We start from the raw sequence: 18,243 nt of genomic DNA, 5'->3' as shown, positions 1-18,243 counted from the left end.
CGTCCTCGAAGCCATGAAAATGGAACAGCCCCTCAACGCCCACCGCGCCGGCACCATCAAGGGCCTCACCGCCGAAGTCGGCGCCGCCCTCACCTCCGGCGCCATCATCTGCGAAATCAAGGACTGAGCAGGCGCTCGCGAGCCGGCCCTCAGCCGCTGCGTCCGGGGGCGGGGCCTCGGCTACGCGTCGACGGATCCAGGGGCGTAGGCGCACAGGAAGGTGTCGACCGCGGACCGTCCGACCGCCCGCAGTTCGGCGTCGGGGACCTTGCGGGTGCCCAGGCGGGAGCGCAGCTCCATCGGGCCCGTGAGCAGCGCGAGGAATTGCTCGGCGGCGAGGTCGGGGTCGTTCGTGCGCAGCAGGCCGGAGAGCGCGAGGCGCGCCAGGCGGTCGGCGAGGGCGTCGTGGAGGTGCCGGGCGCTCTCTTGCTGGATCAGCTCCAGCAGTTCGGGAAACCGGGCCGCTTCGGCGTGCAGCAGCCGGCGGAGCGCTTGGGACTCTTCGTCGCAGTGGTGCAGCAGCAGCCGGTGCCCTGCGTCCTCCAGCCCGGCGCGCACGTCGTTTTGCACGTCGCGCAGCTGGTCGAGTGCCGCAAGGCCCTGGCCGACCGTGCGGCCTGCGGCGGCCCGCATCGCCTCGCGGAACAAGGTCTCCTTGTCGCCGAGGTGGTTGTAAATGGTGGGCTTGGCCACGCCTGCCTCGGCGGCGATCTCCCGTACGCAGGACTGCCCGTACCCCTCGCGGGCGAACGTCTTGAACGCGGCCTGGAGGATCGCCTGCCGCTTGTCGACGCGCCCGCGCGGCACGCCGCGCCTGCTCAACTCGGTGGCCGGGGCTGGGGTTTTGGCTCGGTTCACCCTGCCACTCTATCGCCTCGCCCCGATAAATGAACCGTCCGGTTCAAAAGTGTGGGCCGACTGGTTGCGGGCGGACCTGGCGGGTCGTTATGTTGAACCGCCTGGTTCAGCGGTGTGTGGAATACCGCGCTCAACGGAGTGGGAAAGTGATGTCTCAAGTCAGAGATGACCGCCTGGACGCGGGGCTGTTACGGCTCATCGGCGTCACCCTGCTGGGCGGGATCATGGGGATCCTCGACAGCACCATGGTCACCGTCGCCGCCGACACCCTTGCCGAGGAGTTCCATACCACGCTGAGCGCCATCAGCTGGGCCTCGACCGGCTATCTGCTGGCGCTCACCGTCACCATTCCGGTCACCAGTTGGGCCGTCGGCCGGTTCGGCGTCAAGAAGCTCTGGCTGTTCGGGCTGACGCTGTTCCTGGCCGGCTCACTCGCCTCCGCGCTCGCCTGGAACCTGTGGAGCCTGGTCGCCTTCCGCGTCGTCCAGGGCGTCGGCGCCGGTGTGGTCGACCCGCTGGTCCTGGTGATCCTGGCCCGCGCGGCGGGAGCCGGCCGGGCCGGACGCGTGATGGGCATGATGGGCGTCGTTCTCTCGCTCGGACCGGTGCTCGGCCCCGTGCTGGGCGGGGTCGTCCTCGAATCGCTGGGCTGGCGCTCGATGTTCTACATCAACCTGCCCATCGGGATCGTGGCCGTCCTGCTCGCGCTGCGGGTGATCCCGGCCGGTGTGCCTGCCGGGAAGAAGTCCGCCGCGCGGCTCGACCTCCTCGGCGCCGTGCTGATGGCTCCCGGTTTCGCGGCGATCGTGCTCGCCCTCACGGAGGCGGGCGAGCGCGGCCGGCTGGACGCACCGTCCGTGCTCATCCCCCTCATCGGAGGGATCGTGCTGCTCGTCGGGTACGTCCTGCACGCACTGCGTACCCGGCGGCACGAGCCGCTGATCGACGTCCGGCTGTTCAGCAGCCGCAGCTTCGCCGCGAGCGTCACCGTCCAGGGACTGGTCGGACTGGCCACCTTCGCGGGGCTGTTCGCCCTGCCGCTGTACTACCAGGTGCTGCACGGGCACGGCGCTCGCGCGGCCGGCCTGCTGGTGGCGCCGCTGGGGCTGGGCTCGGCGCTCGCCATGCCTCTCGCCGGGCGGCTGAGCGACCGGCTGGGGGCGCGCAGTCTGGTCCGCGGGGGAGCGCTCGTGGCGGCGCTCGGGGCGGTCGCGCTCACCCGTATCGGTCCGGACAGCAGCGAAGTGTGGTCGGCCCTGGCCGCGTTCGCGATCGGTATGGGGCTGGGCGGCGTCGGTGCGCCGACCATGGGGTCGCTGTACCGGACGCTGCCGCCGGAGAAGGTGCCGCAGGGCAGCTCCGTCGTCTACAACCTCAACCAGCTCGGCGGCGCGCTCGGCGTCGCCTGCGTCGCCCTGATCCTGGCGGTCACCGGCACCGGCACGGGCCCGGCGGCGGACCTCGGCTCCGGGATCGGAGGGTTCCGGAGCGTCTACTGGTTCGTGTGCGCGGTCGCCGTCGTCATCGTCGCCGCGGCTTCGCTCCTGCCGGGCCGCCCCGAGACGCCGGACGCGGCGCCGGACGACGCGTCCGCCGGGGACGAGCCGGGGCAAACACCGGCCGGGGAGCGGCGGGAGGAGCACGGCGCGTCGCCCACGTCCCCGGTGAGCTGACGTTCCCGGGCTCGGCCCGCGGCCGTCGCTGAGGGCACAACGAAGATGCAGATCCGAAGGCCGGCCCGACTCCAGTGCGGTGCCGGCCTTCGGCATTTCCGCCGCGGTCCGTGCGGGGCGCGCAGTGCCCCGGCGGAACCGGTGGGGCACTCCGACGCGTATCCGGGCCGGCCTTGACGAAACATGCAGCACCGGCTTTTTGCCGCAAGGCCGTCCAGGACGTTTCCGGCTGATCGCCGATTGTCCGTGCTGGTGACTCCCCGTTCACGTTGAACGGTTCTTGGTCGTTCCTTGGACGGACGCTGCGAGGATCCGCAGGAACCGACGCTCAGGCCCGCAGCAGTGCGGTCCCGGCGTTGTCCTGCTACTCCTGGAGAGCCTTGCATGAGCGACCAGAACACTTCTGTTCCGGAGCCGGAAGAGCCGTCCATCGGTCATGTCATGGGAATTCTGACCGGTTTTTGGCAGACGAAGATCCTGCTTACCGCGGCGGAGTCCGACCTCTTCACCGAACTGTCCGGGGCGTCGGCCACAGCCGAGGAACTGGGCAAGCGATTCGGTTTCCTCATGCCCGGAGCCAATGACTTCCTGATGGCCTTGGCAGGGCTCGGTCTGCTGCGGGCCGACGAGGACGGAACGTTCCGGAATTCGGCCGCCGCCGAACGGTATCTGGTACGAGGGCGTCCGGAATTCATCGGGGGCTATCTCCGGTTCTGTGAGCGCGAGTTGAACCCGGCCTGGGAAGGTCTCGGGACGGCGCTGCGCACGGGGAAGCCGCAGAACCGCAGCGCGCTCGAAGGCAGTCCCTACGACAGTCTCTACCGTGACAAGGAGACGAAGGAAGCCTTCCTGGAGAGCATGGACGTGAACACCTCCGTGCTCCTGCAACGCCTCGGTGACCTCGACTGGAGCGGCTACCGCTCGTTCATCGACGTCGGCGGGGCCCGCGGAAGCGTCGCACACCACCTCGTCCGGCAGGCCCCGCACCTGACGGCCGGAGTATTCGATCTGCCGCAGATCGAGGGGGACTTCGCGGCGCACATGGCCGCACTCGGCAGCGAGAAAAAGGTCACCTTTCACGGTGGTGATTTCTTCTCCGATCCACTGCCCGAAGCCGATGTGCTCATCTTCGGGCATGTGCTCCACAACTGGGGTACGGAAGAGCGCCGCAAGCTGTTGCGCAAGGCGTATGACGCGGTGCGGCCGGGCGGCGCGGTCATCATTTACGACCCCATGATCAGCAATAGCAGGGCATCGCTCTCCGCCTCCATGGCCGCCTTGATCATGCTCGTATGGTCCGCCGGCGGCGGCGAGTATTCGGTCACGGAATGCCACACCTGGCTCAGGGAAGCCGGCTTCCGGCCCGCGACGATCGGCCCGTTGGACGCAGTGGACGACGTTCTGGTGATGGGGCGCAAAGAGCGTTGAGCAAAGGCCATGGCGGCCCGCTCATGAATCGGCTGTCGAAGAGCATGCGATGTGCTGCCAGTAAGGAGACTGACATGGACGCTTCCGTCATTGTCGTGGGAGCGGGGCCTGCCGGGCTCATGCTTGCCGGAGAACTGCGCCTGGCCGGAGTGGACGTGGTGGTTCTCGACCGGCTCGAACGGCGCACGGGAGAGTCCCGCGGTATCGGACTCACCCCCCGCACCGTGGAAGTATTCGACCAGCGTGGCCTGTTGCCCCGCTTCGGCGATATCGAGACGAGCAGCCAGGGGCACTTCGGCGGCATTCCGCTCGATTTCGCGGTCCTGGGCGGCGGCGAACAGGCCGCCAGGACGGTGCCGCAGTCCGTCACCGAATCCGTGCTGGAATCCTGGGCCCGTGATCTCGGCGCGGACATCCGCCGGGGCCACGAGTTCGTCGCAGTGACCGACAACGGCGACCACGTCGACGTACAGGTGCGCGGCCCGGCCGGTCAACAGGTGCTGACCAGCCGCTACTTGGCCGGATGCGACGGCGGTCGCAGCAGTGTGCGCAAGGCGGTCGGCTTCGACTTCCCCGGCACCGCGGCCACGACAGAGCTTTTCCTCGCCGACATACGGGGCGTCGACCTGGAGCCGCGGATGGTGGCGGACCGCGTCACGGGCGGCATGGTCATGACGGCACGCCTCGGCGACGGCATCCACCGCGTCATCGTCGCAGAACACGGCGCACCACCACGGCGGCGTACCGGGCCGCCCCCCTTCGCGGAGGTGGCCGACGTCTGGAAGCGGCTCACCGGCATCGACATCTCGCACGCCGAACCCGTGTGGGTGAGCGCCTTCGGCGACGCCACCCGGCAGGTCACCGAGTACCGCCGCGGCCGCGTGCTGCTGGCCGGAGACGCCGCTCACATCCACCTTCCGGCCGGCGGGCAGGGGATGAACACCAGCATCCAGGACGCGGTGAACCTCGGCTGGAAGCTCGCCGCCGTCCTGCACGGAACCGCCGGTCCCGCACTCCTGGACACCTACCACAGCGAACGCCACGAAGTCGGCCGCCGCCTGCTCGCCAACACCCGCGCCCAGAGCCTGCTCATCCTCGGCAGCGAGGATGTGCAGCCGCTGCGCGACATCCTGACCGAGCTGACGCAGTACGAAGAGGTGGCCCGGCACTTCGCGGCCAAGGCCGGCGGCCTGGACATCCGCTACGACACCGGGAACGGCAGCAGCCCGCTGCTGGGGAGGCGGATGCCGCGCCTGGAGCTGCTGCGGGGGAGCCGCACCGTCTCCCACACCGAACTCCTCCATCCCGGACGGGGCGTGCTGCTCGATCTGGCCGACACCCCGCAGCTGCGGCGGCGCGCGACAGCCTGGGCGGACCGCGTCGACATCATCACCGCCGTCCCGCAAAGCGTTTCCGCAGGCAGCGAACTCGACGGCGTCAGCTCGGTACTGCTGCGCCCGGACGGCCACGTCGCCTGGGCCGCGCCCGGCAGCCACCACGACCTGCCCATGGCCCTGGAGCGCTGGTTCGGCCCGGCCCGGCAGCGCGTCACGGCGCGGACCCGCGCCGCATGAGGCCACGCCCTGTGAACCGACGAGACCACGCGCAGAGAGGTTGAAGATGCACAGCACACTGATTGTCGCCCGGATGGAACCCGGATCCGCGGGAGAGGTGGCCCGGATCTTCTCCGCCTTCGACGGCACCGAGATGCCGCATCGGATGGGCACCCGCCGACGGGAACTCTTCTCGTACCGGGGCCTCTACTTCCACCTCCAGGACTTCGACGGAGAGAACGGCGGGGAGCGCATCGAGGAAGCCAAGACGGACCCGCGGTTCGTCGGCATCAGCGAAAACCTCAAGCCGTTCATCGAGGCGTACGACCCGGCGACCTGGCGCTCGCCCGCCGACGCGATGGCGCAGCGCTTCTACCACTGGAGCGCCGAGTGAGTACCGGCCACGGCCGCCAGGTCGTCGTCACCGGCATCGGTGTCACCGCACCGGGAGGCACGGGGACCAAGGGATTCTGGCAGCTCCTCACCGACGGGCGTACGGCCACCCGCCGGATCTCCCTGTTCGACCCCGCCGCCTTCCGCTCCCAGATCGCCGCCGAAGTCGACTTCGACGCCGAGGCGTCCGGGCTGAGCCCCCAGGAGATACGGCGCATGGACCGCGCGGCGCAGCTCGCGGTGGTCACGGCGCGCGAAGCGGCGGCCGACAGCGGTCTGGCGTTCCACACGCTGGATCCGGGCCGGATGGGCGTGACCATCGGCAGTGCCGTGGGCGCCACCACGGGCCTCGACGAGGAATACCGGACGGTCAGCGACGGCGGACGGCGGGAACTCGTCGACCACGAGTACGCCGTTCCCCACCTGTACAACTACATGGTCCCCAGTTCCTTCGCCGCCGAGGTCGCCTGGGCCGTGGGTGCGGAGGGGCCCGCGACGGTGGTTTCCACCGGCTGCACGTCCGGTCTCGACGCGGTCGGCTACGCGGCCGAGGTGATCAGGGACGGCGGCGCCGATGTCATGGTCGCCGGCGCAACGGAGGCGCCGATCTCGCCGATCACCGTGGCCTGCTTCGACGCGATCAAGGCAACGACCCCGCGCAACGACGACCCCGAACACGCCTCCCGGCCCTTCGACGCCAGCCGCAACGGCTTCGTACTGGGCGAGGGCGCGGCCGTGTTCGTGCTGGAGGACGGGGAGAGCGCCCGGCGCAGGGGTGCCCACATCTACGCGGAGATCGCCGGATACGCGACGCGTTCCAACGCCTTCCACATGACCGGACTGCGCCCCGATGGCAAGGAGATGGCCGAGGCGATACGCGTCGCCATGGCGGAGGCCCGTATCAACCCGGAGGACATCGACTACATCAACGCGCACGGCTCGGGCACCAAACAGAATGACCGCCACGAGACGGCGGCGTTCAAACTCAGCCTGGGCGAGGCCGCCCACCGCACTCCGGTCAGCTCCATCAAGTCCATGGTCGGGCACTCCCTCGGTGCCGTCGGGTCCATCGAACTCGCCGCCTCCGCGCTGGCGATGGAGCACCACGTCGTGCCGCCCACGGCCAACCTGCACACCCCGGACCCGGAGTGCGACCTGGACTACACCCCCCTCACCGCCCGGGAACACCGCACCGACACGGTGCTGTCCGTCGGCAGCGGGTTCGGCGGATTCCAGAGCGCCGTGGTGCTCGCCCGGCCCGACAGGAGGAAACGATGACCCCCGCCACCGTGGTGACCGGGCTCGGCGTGGCGGCGCCCAACGGCCTGGGCCTGGAGCCCTACTGGTCGGCCGTGCTGGCAGGCCGCGGCGCCATCGGCCGGGTCTCCCGCTTCGACCCGTCCTCCTACCCGGCGCAGCTGGCGGGCGAGATCAGCGGATTCGTCGCCGAGGACCATCTGCCCGGCAGGCTGCTGCCCCAGACCGACCGGATGACCCGGATCGCCCTGGTCGGCGCCGACTGGGCGCTGGAGGACGCCGGTGTCGTACCGCAGACCCTGCCCGAGTACGACATGGGCGTGATCACGGCCAGTCACTCCGGCGGCTTCGAGTTCGGCCAGCGAGAGCTGCAGGCACTGTGGAGCAAGGGCGGCCGCTACGTCAGCGCCTATCAGTCCTTCGCCTGGTTCTACGCCGTCAACAGCGGCCAGATCTCCATCCGCAACGGCATGCGCGGCCCCAGCGGCGTCGTCGTCAGCGACCAGGCCGGCGGCCTGGACGCGATAGCGCAGGCCCGTCGGCAGATCCGCAAGGGCACACCGCTGATCGTCTCCGGGGCCATCGATGCCTCGATCTGCCCCTGGGGCTGGGTGGCCCAGCTCGCGAGCGACCGGATCAGCCGCAGCAGCGATCCCCGGCGCGCCTACCTGCCCTTCGACGACGACGCCGCGGGGCACGTCCCGGGCGAGGGCGGCGCGCTGCTCATCCTGGAGGACGCCGACTACGCCCGTGCCCGCGGCGCACGGCGGATCTACGCCGAGATCGCCGGCCATGCCGCCACCTTCGACCCGCCACCGGGCAGCAGCCGCGGCCCGGGGCTGCAGCGGGCCGTCGAGCAGGCGCTGGCGGACGCGGACGCCGCACCGGACGAGGTGGACGTGGTCTTCGCGGACGCGGCCGCGGTCCCCGAACTCGACCGCGCCGAAGCCGAGGCGCTGACCAAGGTGTTCGGCCCGCGGGCGGTGCCCGTCACCGCTCCCAAGACCATGACCGGGCGCCTGTACTCCGGTGCGGCACCCCTGGACGTGGCCACCGCCTGCCTCAGCATCCGGGACGGCGTGATCCCCCCGACCGTGCACACCGCGCTCTCCGCACACTACGACCTCGACCTGGTGTCCGGATCGCCGCGCAGTGCGCCCGTGCGCACCGCGCTGGTGCTCGCGCGCGGCTACGGCGGATTCAACTCCGCGGTCGTGGTGCGCGCACCACGGCCCTGATCCGCGACAGACCGCCACCCCTGCATTTCCGAGAAAGGACTTCCCATGCCCGCGAACCCCTTCACCCTCGACGACCTCAAGTCCATCCTGCGCGAGGGCGCGGGTGCCGACGAGGGCGTCGACCTCGACGCAGACATTCTCGACTCGGAGTTCGACGCGCTGGGCTACGAATCCCTGGCGATGCTCGAAACCGCCGGCCGCATCGAGCGGGAGTACGGGATCAGCCTCGACGAAGAGGCATTCGCCGACGCCCGCACGCCCCGTGCGCTGCTCTCCCTCGTCAACGAGCGCCTGTCGTCCGCCCAGGCCGTCTGAATCCCCCTGCCGCATCCCCATCGCATGTCCCGGCGCGCGCCGCGCGGTTCCGCGGCGCGCCCCGGACCGATTCCAGGAGACACAGCATGAAGCAGGACGCATCCAAGGTTGCTCTCGTGACCGGTGCCACCAGCGGCATCGGCCTGGCGACCACCCGGCTGCTGGCCGAACAGGGCCACCGGGTCTTCGTCTGCGCACGCACCGATGATGCCGTGACCCGAACGGTGAAGGAGCTTCAGGGCGCGGGACTTGAGGTGGACGGCAAGGCCGCCGACGTCGGTGTGAAGGAGGACGTCGAGGCACTGGTCGGGGCAGCCGTCAGCCGCTTCGGGACCATCGACGTCCTGGTGAACAACGCGGGGCGCAGCGGTGGCGGCGTCACCGCCGACATCGCGGACGAGCTGTGGTTCGACGTCATCAACACCAACCTCAACAGCGTCTTCCGGATGACGCGGGAGGTGCTGACCGCCGGGGGAATGCGGGACAAGACCCGGGGACGCATCATCAACATCGCTTCCACCGCGGGTAAGCAGGGTGTCGTCCTGGGAGCGCCGTACTCCGCTTCCAAGCACGGCGTCGTGGGCTTCACCAAGGCACTCGGGAACGAGCTGGCCCCCACCGGGATCACCGTCAACGCCGTCTGCCCCGGCTATGTGGAGACCCCGATGGCGCAGCGGGTGCGCCAGGGCTATGCCGCGGCCTACGAGGCCAGTGAGGAGCAGATCCTGCGGAAGTTCACGGCCAAGATCCCGCTCGGCCGCTACTCCACCCCCGAGGAAGTCGCCGGCCTGGTCGGCTACCTGGCCTCCGACACGGCGGCCTCCATCACCGCGCAGGCACTCAACGTCTGCGGCGGCCTGGGCAACTTCTGACCCCGGACGGACCCGAAGACCCAACCCAGCCAAGGAGACGAACATGACCGAACAGGCGCCCCGCGAGGTCGAGCACGAGATCACCATGTCCGCCCCCGCCGCGGAGGTCTACCGCCACCTCGCGGACGTGGAGCAGTGGCCCCGGCTCTTCCCCCCGTCCGTGTACGTGGACCGGGTGGAGAGCAGCGGTGACGACGAGCGCATCCGGATATGGGCCACGGCCAACGGTCAGGCCAAGAACTGGACGTCGCGCCGTCGGCTCGACCCGGACGGCCTGCGCATCACCTTCGGCCAGGAAGTCTCCGCCCCACCCGTGGCCCGGATGAGCGGCACCTGGATCGTCGAGCCGCGGGGGGAGGCCGAGTCCCGGGTGCGCCTGCTGCACACCTATCGCGCCATTGACGACGACCCCGCGGGCCTGGAGTGGATCGACCAGGCCGTGGACCGCAACAGCCGCAGCGAACTCGCCGCCCTGAAAGCGAACGTGGAGCTGGCCGCGCACTCCGCCGAGCTGACGCTGTCCTTCGAGGACAGCGAGCGGATCAACGGCTCGGCCAAGGACGTGTACGACTTCATCAACGAGGCCCAGCTGTGGACCGAGCGGCTGCCGCACGTCTTTGGCGTCTCGCTGACCGAGGACGACCCTGGTGTCCAAATACTGCGCATGGACACCAGCGCCAAGGACGGTTCCACGCACACCACGGAGTCGGTCAGGGTCTGCTTCCCGCACCACAAGATCGCGTACAAGCAGACCACGCTGCCCGCCCTGATGACCCTGCACACCGGATTCTGGCGGTTCGACGAGGGCAGCGACGGCGTCACCACCGCGACGTCCCAGCACACTGTGGTGATCAACACCGACAACATCGGCCGGATCCTGGGCCCGGACGCCGGCGTGCCCGAAGCGCGCGCGTTTCTGCGCGAGGCGCTGGGCACGAACAGCCGCGCAACGCTGGGGCACGCCAAGGCGTTCGCGGAAGCGCGGCGCTGAGCGATGGGAGACGCAGCGGACGCGGACGTTCTCGTCGTCGGCGCCGGCCCCGTCGGCCTGCTGCTCGCGGGGGAGGTGAGCGCCGGCGGTGCCCGGACCGTCGTGCTGGAGCAGTTGCCCGAGCCGACCGCCGAGTCCCGGGCGTCGATCCTGCACGCCAGAACCATGGAGATCTTCGCCGACCTCGGCATCCTCGACCGGCTGGGGAACGTACCGGACGGCGGGCGCGGCCACTTCGGCGGGATCCCGCTCGATCTGGCGGAAGCGGCGCCCGGCCACGTGTACGCCGGTCAGTGGGAGTGCCTGCAGAGCCGCCTCGAACCCGTCCTTGAGGAGTGGGCCACCGGCCTGGGCGCCGAGATCCTCCGGGGCCACCGGGTCGTCGGGCTGATGCAGGACGACCACCGGGTGGAGGTCGCCGCGGTCGGCCCCGACGGGCGGAACCGCCGCTTCACCGCCGCGTACGCCGTGGGATGCGACGGGGAGCGGAGCACGGTGCGGCAGCTGGCGGGCTTCGATGTGACGCGGGAGGACGCCACCCGGCAGATGCTCAGGGCCGATGTGCGGGGCATCGACATCCCCGAGCGGCGCCTGAAGAGGTATCCGGACGGCACCGCCACCGCCCACCACCGCGGTGGCGGCGTGACCCGGCTCATGGTGCACGACCGGACCCGGCCTCCCGGTGCGCGCACGCGAGAGCCGGACTTCGCCGACGTCGCCGCGGCCTGGGAGCGGGTGACGGGCGAGGACATCAGCACCGGCACAGCGGTGTGGCTCAACAGCTTCGACAACACCCGCCACCAGGCGGCCCGTTACCGTCACGGCCGGGTGTTCCTGGCCGGAGACTCGGCCCACACCCAGATGCCCGTCGGCGGGCAGGCACTCAACCTTGGGCTGCAGGACGCGGCCGGTCTCGCTCCGAAGCTCGTGGCCGAGATCACCGGCGAGGCCGCGGACAGCTGCCTGGACGACTACCAAGCGGAGCGCCACCCGGTCGGCGCGCGGGCCCTGACCAATATCCAGGCCCAGGCAGCGCTGCTCTTCGGCGGGCCCGAAGTGGACGGCATGCGGGAGGTGTTCGGCGAACTCCTGGCCATGGACGTCGTCCGCCGCCACCTCGCCCTGATGATCAGCGGCCTGGACACGCCGCCGGCGCCTCCCGCAGCGCGCCGGGACCTCACCCGAACCCTTCCAGCACACGGGAGTTCCACGATGGACAGGCTCACTGGCAAGACCGCGCTCGTCACCGGCTCCAGCCGGGGTATCGGCCGCGCCACGGCGGTGCGGCTGGCCCGCGAGGGCGCCCTGGTCGCCGTGCACTACGCCACCAACGACCTCGCGGCACAGGAGACCGTCGCCCTGATCGAGAAGGAAGGAGGCCGGGCCTTCCCGGTCCGTGCGGAGCTGGGAGTCCCCGGTGACGTGCACGAACTCTTCGTCGGCCTGGAGCGCGGCCTGAAGGAGCGCACCGGAAGGACCGCGCTCGACATCGTGGTGAACAACGCCGCGGTCACCGGCGCGGACGGCATTCCTCCCGAGGACGTCACGCCCGAGCAGCTCGACCGGTACTTCGCCGTGAACGCCAAAGCGCCGTACCTCATCGTGCAGCGGGCGCTGAAGAACATGCCCGACGGCGGACGTGTCATCAACATCTCGTCCGCCCTCACCCGGACCGCCGTACCCGAGCAGGTGGCCTATTCGATGACCAAGGGCGCCATCGAGCAGATATCGCTTCACCTGGCCAAGCACCTGGCCCCTCGCCGGATCACCGTCAACAGCGTCGCTCCGGGCATCACCGACAACGGCGGGCCGGTCTTCGACATCCCGGAGGCCGTGGAGCAGATGGCACAGGTCTCCGCCTTCAACCGGGTCGGCGACGCCGGTGACGTCGCCGACGTGGTGACGTTCCTGGCCACCGACGAAGCGCGCTGGATCACCGGCTCGTTCGTCGATGCCAGCGGCGGAACCCTCCTCGGCTGAGCAACCGCCCTCGCCCGGCTGCCCCTTGGCCCCATGAGCCGACCAGATGACGCACCCCGCGAAAGAGGAAGACCAGCATGACAACCAACAGCCCCCGCATCGCGCTCGTCACCGGTGCCAACAAGGGAATCGGGCGCGCGATCGTCCGGCGCCTCGGCGAGCTGGGCCACCGTGTCTATCTCGGCGCCCGGAACGCCGACCGCGGCCGGAACGCGGAGCGTGACCTGCGCGCGGACGGCCTCGACGTCCACTTCGTGCAACTCGACGTCACGGACGAGTCCTCCGTCGCGCTCGCCGCCAAGCGCATCGAAGAGGAGCAGGGCCACCTCGACATCCTGGTGAACAACGCCGGCACCGGTGCTCCGGTGGTCAAGCCCAGCGAGACGCCGCCGAGCGTGGTACGCCGCACCTACGAGACGAACGTCTTCGGCGTCATCGCCGTGATCCACGCGATGCTGCCGCTGCTGCGCCGCTCGCAGGCCGCCCGCATCGTCAACGTCAGTAGCCTCGTCGGATCCCTGACTTACGCAGCGGAACGGAACGACCCCTCGGGAGTCTTCCCGAAGGGCACCTTTCCCGCGGTACTGGACTACGGCACGTCCAAGGCCGCACTCAACGCCGTCACCCTCACCTACGCCAACGAACTGCGCGACGAAGGCATCCTCGTCAACGCCGTCTCCCCGGGCTTCTGCGCGACCGACATCAACGATCACCAGGGATACCTGACGCCGGAACAGGGCGCGCGGATCCCCGTGCTGCTGGCAACCCTGGAGGACGGCGGACCGACGGCGGTCTTCCTGGGGGAGGACGGCACCCCGACCGGTCAGCGGCTGGCCTGGTGAGGGCCGTGAACCGAGGCGAGAAGGGAGCACCCGCAGCATGACGACCGCGGAACTGCCGGCCCGGACGGCCGGTCTCTCGGACCCGTCGGACGAGCTGACCGAGCTGGCCGAGCTGAAGAAACTCGTCCACCAGGGACCTGACCCCCGAGCCACCGAACGGCAGCACGCCAAAGGCAAACTGACCGCCAGGGAACGGATCGACCTCCTCCTCGACAAGGGAAGCTTCACCGAGGTGGAACCGCTGCGGCGACACCGGGCGAGCGGCTTCGGGCTGGAGGCGAAGCGCCCGTACACCGACGGGGTGGTGACGGGATGGGGAAAGGTGGAGGGCCGTACGGTCTTCGTCTACGCCCACGATTTCCGCATCTTCGGCGGCGCGCTCGGCGAAGCCCACGCCCAGAAGATCCACAAGATCATGGACCTGGCCGTCGCGGCGGGCGCCCCCCTCGTCTCGCTCAACGACGGTGCCGGAGCGCGCATCCAGGAAGGGGTCTCCGCCCTGGCCGGCTACGGCGGCATCTTCCGCCGCAACACCCGGGCCTCCGGGGTCATCCCGCAGATCAGCGTGATGCTGGGGCCGTGCGCGGGAGGCGCTGCCTACTCGCCGGCGCTCACCGACTTCGTCTTCGCGGTTCGTGGGATCTCCCAGATGTTCATCACCGGACCCGATGTGGTCCAGGCCGTCACGGGCGAGGAGATATCGCAGGACGGGCTGGGCGGTGCGGACGTCCACAGCGGTGTCTCGGGCGTCGCCCACTTCGTCTACGACGACGAGGAGACCTGCCTGGCCGAGGTCCGCTACCTGCTGTGCCTGCTGCCCGCCAACAACCGTGAACTGCCCCCGTCCGTACGCGGCGCGGACCCGGCGGACCGGCCGGGCGAGGCGCTGCACGAACTCGTACCGGCCGACGCCGGCCGTTCCTACGACATCCGCCTGGTCATCGAGGAACTCGTGGACGACGGCGAGCACATGGAGGTGCACGCCACCTGGGCACCCAACCTCGTGTGCACGCTGGCGCGGATGGACGGCGAGACGGTGGGCATCGTCGCCAACCAGCCCGCGACGATGGCCGGTGTACTGGACATCACGGCATCCGAAAAGGGCGCCCGCTTCGTCCAGTTCTGCGACTCCTTCAACATCCCCCTCGTCACCCTGGTCGACGTCCCCGGATTCCTCCCCGGCGTCCGTCAGGAGCACGAGGGCATCATCCGACGCGGCGCGAAGCTGCTGTACGCGTACTGCAACGCGACGGTGCCGCGCATCTCGGTGGTCCTGCGCAAGGCGTACGGCGGCGCCTACATCGTGATGGACTCCCGCTCGATCGGCGCGGACATCGCGCTGGCCTGGCCCGGCAACGAGATCGCCGTCATGGGCGCGGAGGGCGCCGCCAACGTGGTCTTCCGACGGGAGATCGCCGCCGCCGACGACGCCGAAGCGATGCGCCGGCAGAAGATCGAGGAGTACAAGAAGGAGCTGGTACACCCCTACTACGCGGCGGAACGCGGCCTCGTCGACGACGTCATCGACCCGAGGGAAACCCGCTCGGTGCTGATCCGCTCACTCGCCATGCTGCGGACCAAGGACTCCGACCTGCCGCGGCGCAAGCACGGAAACCCACCGCAGTGACCGGGGCCCCGGCGGCGGACAGCGCCGCCCGGCAGGAACTGCTGCGGGTGGAGAGGGGCAGCCCGAACGAGGAGGAACTGGCCGCGGTGACCGTGGTCCTGATGGCCCGCGCGGCTGCCGTCCGTGACACCGCGCCGGACGGCTCCCCGGTGCCCGGCGTGCCGGGGGCCCGCTGGCGCAGGCCCGAACGCGCACCGGCTTTCGCGGACCCACGGGCCTGGCACCGGGACCACCGCTGACGGCACGCGGGCGCCGCCCCGGCCCCGGCCCGCGCCGCAGTAACGCACCTGACCCGAGACGGTGATTGACGAACATGACAGCGAACAGCACGATCAACGCCCACGGCGCGGCCGCACAGTCCACGCCGTGGGGCGCCCGGCAGTGGGCCCTGCTGTGCATCCTGTCGGGGAACATGCTCCTGGACGCCGTCGAGGTGTCCGTGGTGCTCGTCGCCCTCCCGACGATCGGCGACGCCGTCGGCATGCCCCTGCTCGCGGTCCAGTGCCTGATGAGCGGATTCGCCCTCGGCTTCGCCGCCCTGCTGCTCCTGGGCAACCGGATCACCGCATGGTGCGGGAGACGACGCGCCTACCTGGGTGCGATGGCGGTCTTCGCCCTCGCATCGGTGGTCGGCGGGATGACCGACAGCGAGCTGCTGCTCATCGCGACCCGCGTGGTCAAAGGCTGCTGCGCCGCACTGACCGCGCCCACCGGACTGGCCATCATCAGCACGGCCTTCCGTGACGGCCCCCAGCAGCGCAAGGCCGTCTCCGTCTATTCCCTGTTCGGTGCCACCGGTTTCACCGGGGGACTGCTGCTCTCCGCGGCCCTGCTGGCATCGAGCTGGCGCTGGACGCTTTTCTTTCCGGCACCTGTCGCCCTCGCCCTGCTGATCTGTGCGCTGCGGATCATCCCGCACGACCCCGACGGGCGCCCGCCACGGCTGAAGCCGGCACTGCTCCGTGACGCACGGCTGCTGCGGTCGGCGATCGGCGCGGCCACCCTCAACGGCACCTACGTCGGCCTGCTGCTGCAGGTCACCTTCCAACTCCAGCAGCGGCTTGGCTGGTCGCCGTGGCAGTGCGCCCTGGCCCTGCTCCCGGCCTGTGCTCCCCTGATGGTGGCCGCCCCCTTCGCCGGGCGCCTCGTCGCCCGGTGGGGCACCGGCCGGCTGATAGCCCTGGGCGCGCTCGCGCCCTTCGCAGGCTGCGCCTTCTACCTGTGGCGTGCCCCGGCCGACTCGTACTGGGCCGCGGTCCTGCCGGCCCTGCTGCTGGTCGAGACGGGTTTCGTGCTCGCCTTCGCGGCGCTGAACATGCAGGCCACGGCAACCATCCGGCCCGAGCAGCGAGGTTCGGCCGTGCCCCTCTACCAGACCGGAGTGCAGCTCGGCGGTGTGCTGATGCTTCCGCTGGTCGCACTGCTGCTGACGGTGGGCCACGGCTACCGGCCCGCGCTGCTGCTCATCACCGTCGTCAGCGCGGTGGGCCTGCTGACCGCGCTGACCGGGCTGACCGGGCCCGCACCACTACGGCCCGAGGCCGCGGAAAAGCGCGCTCGGGGCTGACGTCCGAGCCCGGATCGATTTCTCTTACCAGCGATGAGTGCGAAGGAAGAGTGAAGTGGCATGAGTGAACTCACCGTGCTGGACGGACCGGATCTGCGGCGTGCGGATGCGGCCACCGTCTTCGTCGGCCAGCGTCATGTGCCGAACAGGGCGGACGCACACCGGGAATTGGAACGGACCGCCGTGGAATGGAGCAGCGTTCCGTGGCCCGCGGGAATTCTCTCCTTCAGCTGTTACCTGAGTGTGGAAGAGGACACGGTACTGACCTACGTGCAGTGCGCCGGCGGGAATTCCGCTCAGCTCTTCGTGCGCTCGTTTCACGAGCGGGCCGGGGCCGGATCGGTGGAATACCGCCTGACCAGGAGCGTGCTGCCGCCGGGCAGTTCCGGTTCGCCCGCCTGTGTCGTCATCGCGACGTTCGATGTCGACGGCGCGGAACGGCAGGAGAGGGTCGTCAGCTCCCTGGTCGAAGCGCTCGACGGGATGCCGCCCGAGCAGTCGCCCGGCATGCTCTCAGCCAACTTCCATGCCAGCATCGACGGCACGCGCGTCCTCAACTACGCGGAATGGACCTCCGACGACGCGCACCTTGCGTTCCTGGACAGCGCGACGCGGGTGACGACCATGCGGGTCAGCGGCGATGTTCCGGGAGTGCGACCCATCGGGTTCAAGCGCTACCACCTCCATCGCAGCATCACTGTGTGAGGAACCGGGGCCATCCGATGCGGTTTCCTTGACATTGATTTGACATTTCCCAGGGGATTCTCCGAGGGATTTGTTCTTCTGTCTCCAACCATTCATCCGCCGCTGTGGAAATCATCGATGTGCCATCCGAGGATGGAATCCGCGGCACCTTTCCCGAATCTTCAAGCGAGGAGTCGAGCATGTCTCACCTTCCCGATGCCCTACCGCTGATCGACCGTAAAGACGTGGATGCCGTGCTCGTGGAAATGATCACTACAGGCGGCCCCGAGGGGCAGCGGTCCGTGACTGCCGCCGTCACCTCGCACTGGCAGTCGCACGAGTGGCCCGCGGAGCTGGTGTCCGCCAGCTGCTACACCAGCACGGACGGCAACTCCGTACTGCTCTACGCGCAGTGGTCCTCCCGCGAGGCGCTGCATGCCTCGCTGCGCCAGGAGGGCAGCATCTCGCGCGGGGCGCCGCACCGGGACGTCACCGGCGCCCGGTCCCAGGGAGCCGTGCCCTTCCAGCTCTACCGTGTCGTCCGGGGCGGCGCGATCACCGATCCGGCCCCGGTACCGGAGTGCTTCCCCGCCGCCGTCTTCCCGATGGCCGGTGTGGAGGCCGCGCGTCAGTGGATCGACGGCCTGCTGGCAGCCGAGGAGGACGCGGAAGGGGAGGAGCGCGCCTACCCGGGCGCGATAGCCGCCAACTTCCACGTCAGCCTGGACGGCGGCAGCGTGCTCGTCCTCTCGGAGTGGGCATCCGAGAAGGAGGCCGCCGAGCACATCGACGAGGTGATCCAGCCGCTGCTGGAGGCAGCGGGCGGCGGCGACGCGGGAGCCCGCTACACCCACCGCCGCACGCTCACGAGCCCGGCCGGATGAGGCCACTCCGCGTGCAGTCCGGGGCCCGCCCGCACACGTTGCAGACGATCTGTCCCTGCGGTCGGCGCGATACGGCGCAGG

The 18,243-nt window shown here is 70.0% G+C and carries 18 protein-coding genes; 17 read left to right on the top strand and 1 reads right to left on the bottom strand.

The window, feature by feature from the left end:
* Nucleotides 1-127: biotin/lipoyl-containing protein (locus LIU39_RS21920; RefSeq protein WP_227048532.1), on the top strand; the 127-nt coding region annotated here is incomplete at its 5' end.
* Between the two features lie 53 nt (nucleotides 128-180).
* On the opposite strand, the gene LIU39_RS21915 is transcribed toward LIU39_RS21920, so the two are convergent.
* Nucleotides 181-858 carry a TetR/AcrR family transcriptional regulator gene (locus LIU39_RS21915; protein ID WP_227048529.1) on the bottom strand — a complete coding sequence of 226 codons (678 nt, stop codon included), beginning with the start codon at nucleotides 856-858 and terminating at the stop codon, nucleotides 181-183.
* Nucleotides 859-1,007: 149 nt separating this feature from the next.
* Between LIU39_RS21915 and LIU39_RS21910 the strand changes: the two genes are divergently transcribed.
* The 16 genes from LIU39_RS21910 (at nucleotide 1,008) to LIU39_RS21835 (ending at nucleotide 18,162) form a co-directional block, all read left to right on the top strand.
* The gene (locus tag LIU39_RS21910) at nucleotides 1,008-2,531 is read left to right on the top strand and encodes a DHA2 family efflux MFS transporter permease subunit (protein WP_227048528.1); all 1,524 of its coding nucleotides are present in this window, start codon (nucleotides 1,008-1,010) and stop codon (nucleotides 2,529-2,531) included.
* Between the two features lie 384 nt (nucleotides 2,532-2,915).
* A complete protein-coding gene (locus LIU39_RS21905) occupies nucleotides 2,916-3,959 on the top strand; it encodes a methyltransferase (protein ID WP_227048527.1) in 1,044 nt (347 codons plus the stop codon).
* Nucleotides 3,960-4,033: 74 nt separating this feature from the next.
* On the top strand, nucleotides 4,034-5,533 hold the full coding sequence (locus LIU39_RS21900; RefSeq protein WP_227048526.1) for an FAD-dependent monooxygenase: 1,500 nt from the start codon (nucleotides 4,034-4,036) through the stop codon (nucleotides 5,531-5,533).
* Nucleotides 5,534-5,579: 46 nt separating this feature from the next.
* Complete coding sequence (locus LIU39_RS21895; protein ID WP_227048525.1) at nucleotides 5,580-5,906, top strand: TcmI family type II polyketide cyclase; 327 nt, start codon at nucleotides 5,580-5,582, stop codon at nucleotides 5,904-5,906.
* The gene (locus tag LIU39_RS21890) at nucleotides 5,903-7,183 is read left to right on the top strand and encodes a beta-ketoacyl-[acyl-carrier-protein] synthase family protein (protein ID WP_227048524.1); all 1,281 of its coding nucleotides are present in this window, start codon (nucleotides 5,903-5,905) and stop codon (nucleotides 7,181-7,183) included. Before LIU39_RS21895 ends, LIU39_RS21890 begins: the two co-directional genes overlap by 4 nt.
* Nucleotides 7,180-8,400 carry a ketosynthase chain-length factor gene (locus LIU39_RS21885; RefSeq protein ID WP_227048523.1) on the top strand — a complete coding sequence of 407 codons (1,221 nt, stop codon included), beginning with the start codon at nucleotides 7,180-7,182 and terminating at the stop codon, nucleotides 8,398-8,400. The genes LIU39_RS21890 and LIU39_RS21885 overlap by 4 nt, the downstream gene beginning before the upstream one ends.
* A 45-nt stretch (nucleotides 8,401-8,445) precedes the next feature.
* Nucleotides 8,446-8,715 (top strand): acyl carrier protein, encoded by a 270-nt coding sequence (locus tag LIU39_RS21880; RefSeq protein WP_227048522.1) that lies wholly within the window; start codon nucleotides 8,446-8,448, stop codon nucleotides 8,713-8,715.
* Nucleotides 8,716-8,801: 86 nt separating this feature from the next.
* The gene (locus tag LIU39_RS21875; RefSeq protein ID WP_227048521.1) at nucleotides 8,802-9,587 is read left to right on the top strand and encodes an SDR family NAD(P)-dependent oxidoreductase; all 786 of its coding nucleotides are present in this window, start codon (nucleotides 8,802-8,804) and stop codon (nucleotides 9,585-9,587) included.
* 43 nt (nucleotides 9,588-9,630) lie between these two features.
* Complete coding sequence (locus LIU39_RS21870; RefSeq protein WP_227048520.1) at nucleotides 9,631-10,578, top strand: aromatase/cyclase; 948 nt, start codon at nucleotides 9,631-9,633, stop codon at nucleotides 10,576-10,578.
* Between the two features lie 3 nt (nucleotides 10,579-10,581).
* Nucleotides 10,582-12,558 carry an SDR family oxidoreductase gene (locus tag LIU39_RS21865; protein WP_227048519.1) on the top strand — a complete coding sequence of 659 codons (1,977 nt, stop codon included), beginning with the start codon at nucleotides 10,582-10,584 and terminating at the stop codon, nucleotides 12,556-12,558.
* A 77-nt stretch (nucleotides 12,559-12,635) separates the two neighbouring features.
* Nucleotides 12,636-13,400 (top strand): SDR family oxidoreductase, encoded by a 765-nt coding sequence (locus LIU39_RS21860; protein ID WP_227048518.1) that lies wholly within the window; start codon nucleotides 12,636-12,638, stop codon nucleotides 13,398-13,400.
* 37 nt (nucleotides 13,401-13,437) lie between these two features.
* A complete protein-coding gene (locus LIU39_RS21855; RefSeq protein ID WP_227048517.1) occupies nucleotides 13,438-15,027 on the top strand; it encodes an acyl-CoA carboxylase subunit beta in 1,590 nt (529 codons plus the stop codon).
* Nucleotides 15,024-15,266 carry an acyl-CoA carboxylase subunit epsilon gene (locus LIU39_RS21850; RefSeq protein WP_227048516.1) on the top strand — a complete coding sequence of 81 codons (243 nt, stop codon included), beginning with the start codon at nucleotides 15,024-15,026 and terminating at the stop codon, nucleotides 15,264-15,266. Before LIU39_RS21855 ends, LIU39_RS21850 begins: the two co-directional genes overlap by 4 nt.
* A gap of 74 nt (nucleotides 15,267-15,340) precedes the next feature.
* Nucleotides 15,341-16,594 carry an MFS transporter gene (locus LIU39_RS21845; protein WP_227048515.1) on the top strand — a complete coding sequence of 418 codons (1,254 nt, stop codon included), beginning with the start codon at nucleotides 15,341-15,343 and terminating at the stop codon, nucleotides 16,592-16,594.
* 60 nt (nucleotides 16,595-16,654) lie between these two features.
* Nucleotides 16,655-17,299, top strand: coding sequence for an antibiotic biosynthesis monooxygenase family protein (locus tag LIU39_RS21840; protein ID WP_227048514.1), 645 nt, complete (start codon nucleotides 16,655-16,657; stop codon nucleotides 17,297-17,299).
* Between the two features lie 179 nt (nucleotides 17,300-17,478).
* Nucleotides 17,479-18,162: a hypothetical protein gene (locus LIU39_RS21835; RefSeq protein ID WP_227048513.1), complete on the top strand. Its 684-nt coding sequence runs from the start codon at nucleotides 17,479-17,481 to the stop codon at nucleotides 18,160-18,162.
* Nucleotides 18,163-18,243: the final 81 nt, after the last annotated feature.

Origin of the sequence: Streptomyces pinistramenti (assembly GCF_020564935.1) — a bacterium.
GTDB lineage: Bacteria > Actinomycetota > Actinomycetes > Streptomycetales > Streptomycetaceae > Streptomyces > Streptomyces pinistramenti.
Note: the sequence above shows the minus strand (reverse complement) of the source record. Positions and strands in the feature narration are given on the sequence as shown.

Coding starts and splice junctions, on each gene's coding strand:
- LIU39_RS21835 (WP_227048513.1), top strand. CDS start 17,479: ATGTCTCACCTTCCCGATGCCCTACCGCTGATCGACCGTAAAGACGTG.
- LIU39_RS21880 (WP_227048522.1), top strand. CDS start 8,446: ATGCCCGCGAACCCCTTCACCCTCGACGACCTCAAGTCCATCCTGCGC.
- LIU39_RS21910 (WP_227048528.1), top strand. CDS start 1,008: ATGTCTCAAGTCAGAGATGACCGCCTGGACGCGGGGCTGTTACGGCTC.
- LIU39_RS21895 (WP_227048525.1), top strand. CDS start 5,580: ATGCACAGCACACTGATTGTCGCCCGGATGGAACCCGGATCCGCGGGA.
- LIU39_RS21855 (WP_227048517.1), top strand. CDS start 13,438: ATGACGACCGCGGAACTGCCGGCCCGGACGGCCGGTCTCTCGGACCCG.
- LIU39_RS21865 (WP_227048519.1), top strand. CDS start 10,582: ATGGGAGACGCAGCGGACGCGGACGTTCTCGTCGTCGGCGCCGGCCCC.
- LIU39_RS21870 (WP_227048520.1), top strand. CDS start 9,631: ATGACCGAACAGGCGCCCCGCGAGGTCGAGCACGAGATCACCATGTCC.
- LIU39_RS21900 (WP_227048526.1), top strand. CDS start 4,034: ATGGACGCTTCCGTCATTGTCGTGGGAGCGGGGCCTGCCGGGCTCATG.
- LIU39_RS21875 (WP_227048521.1), top strand. CDS start 8,802: ATGAAGCAGGACGCATCCAAGGTTGCTCTCGTGACCGGTGCCACCAGC.
- LIU39_RS21885 (WP_227048523.1), top strand. CDS start 7,180: ATGACCCCCGCCACCGTGGTGACCGGGCTCGGCGTGGCGGCGCCCAAC.
- LIU39_RS21905 (WP_227048527.1), top strand. CDS start 2,916: ATGAGCGACCAGAACACTTCTGTTCCGGAGCCGGAAGAGCCGTCCATC.
- LIU39_RS21840 (WP_227048514.1), top strand. CDS start 16,655: ATGAGTGAACTCACCGTGCTGGACGGACCGGATCTGCGGCGTGCGGAT.
- LIU39_RS21860 (WP_227048518.1), top strand. CDS start 12,636: ATGACAACCAACAGCCCCCGCATCGCGCTCGTCACCGGTGCCAACAAG.
- LIU39_RS21845 (WP_227048515.1), top strand. CDS start 15,341: ATGACAGCGAACAGCACGATCAACGCCCACGGCGCGGCCGCACAGTCC.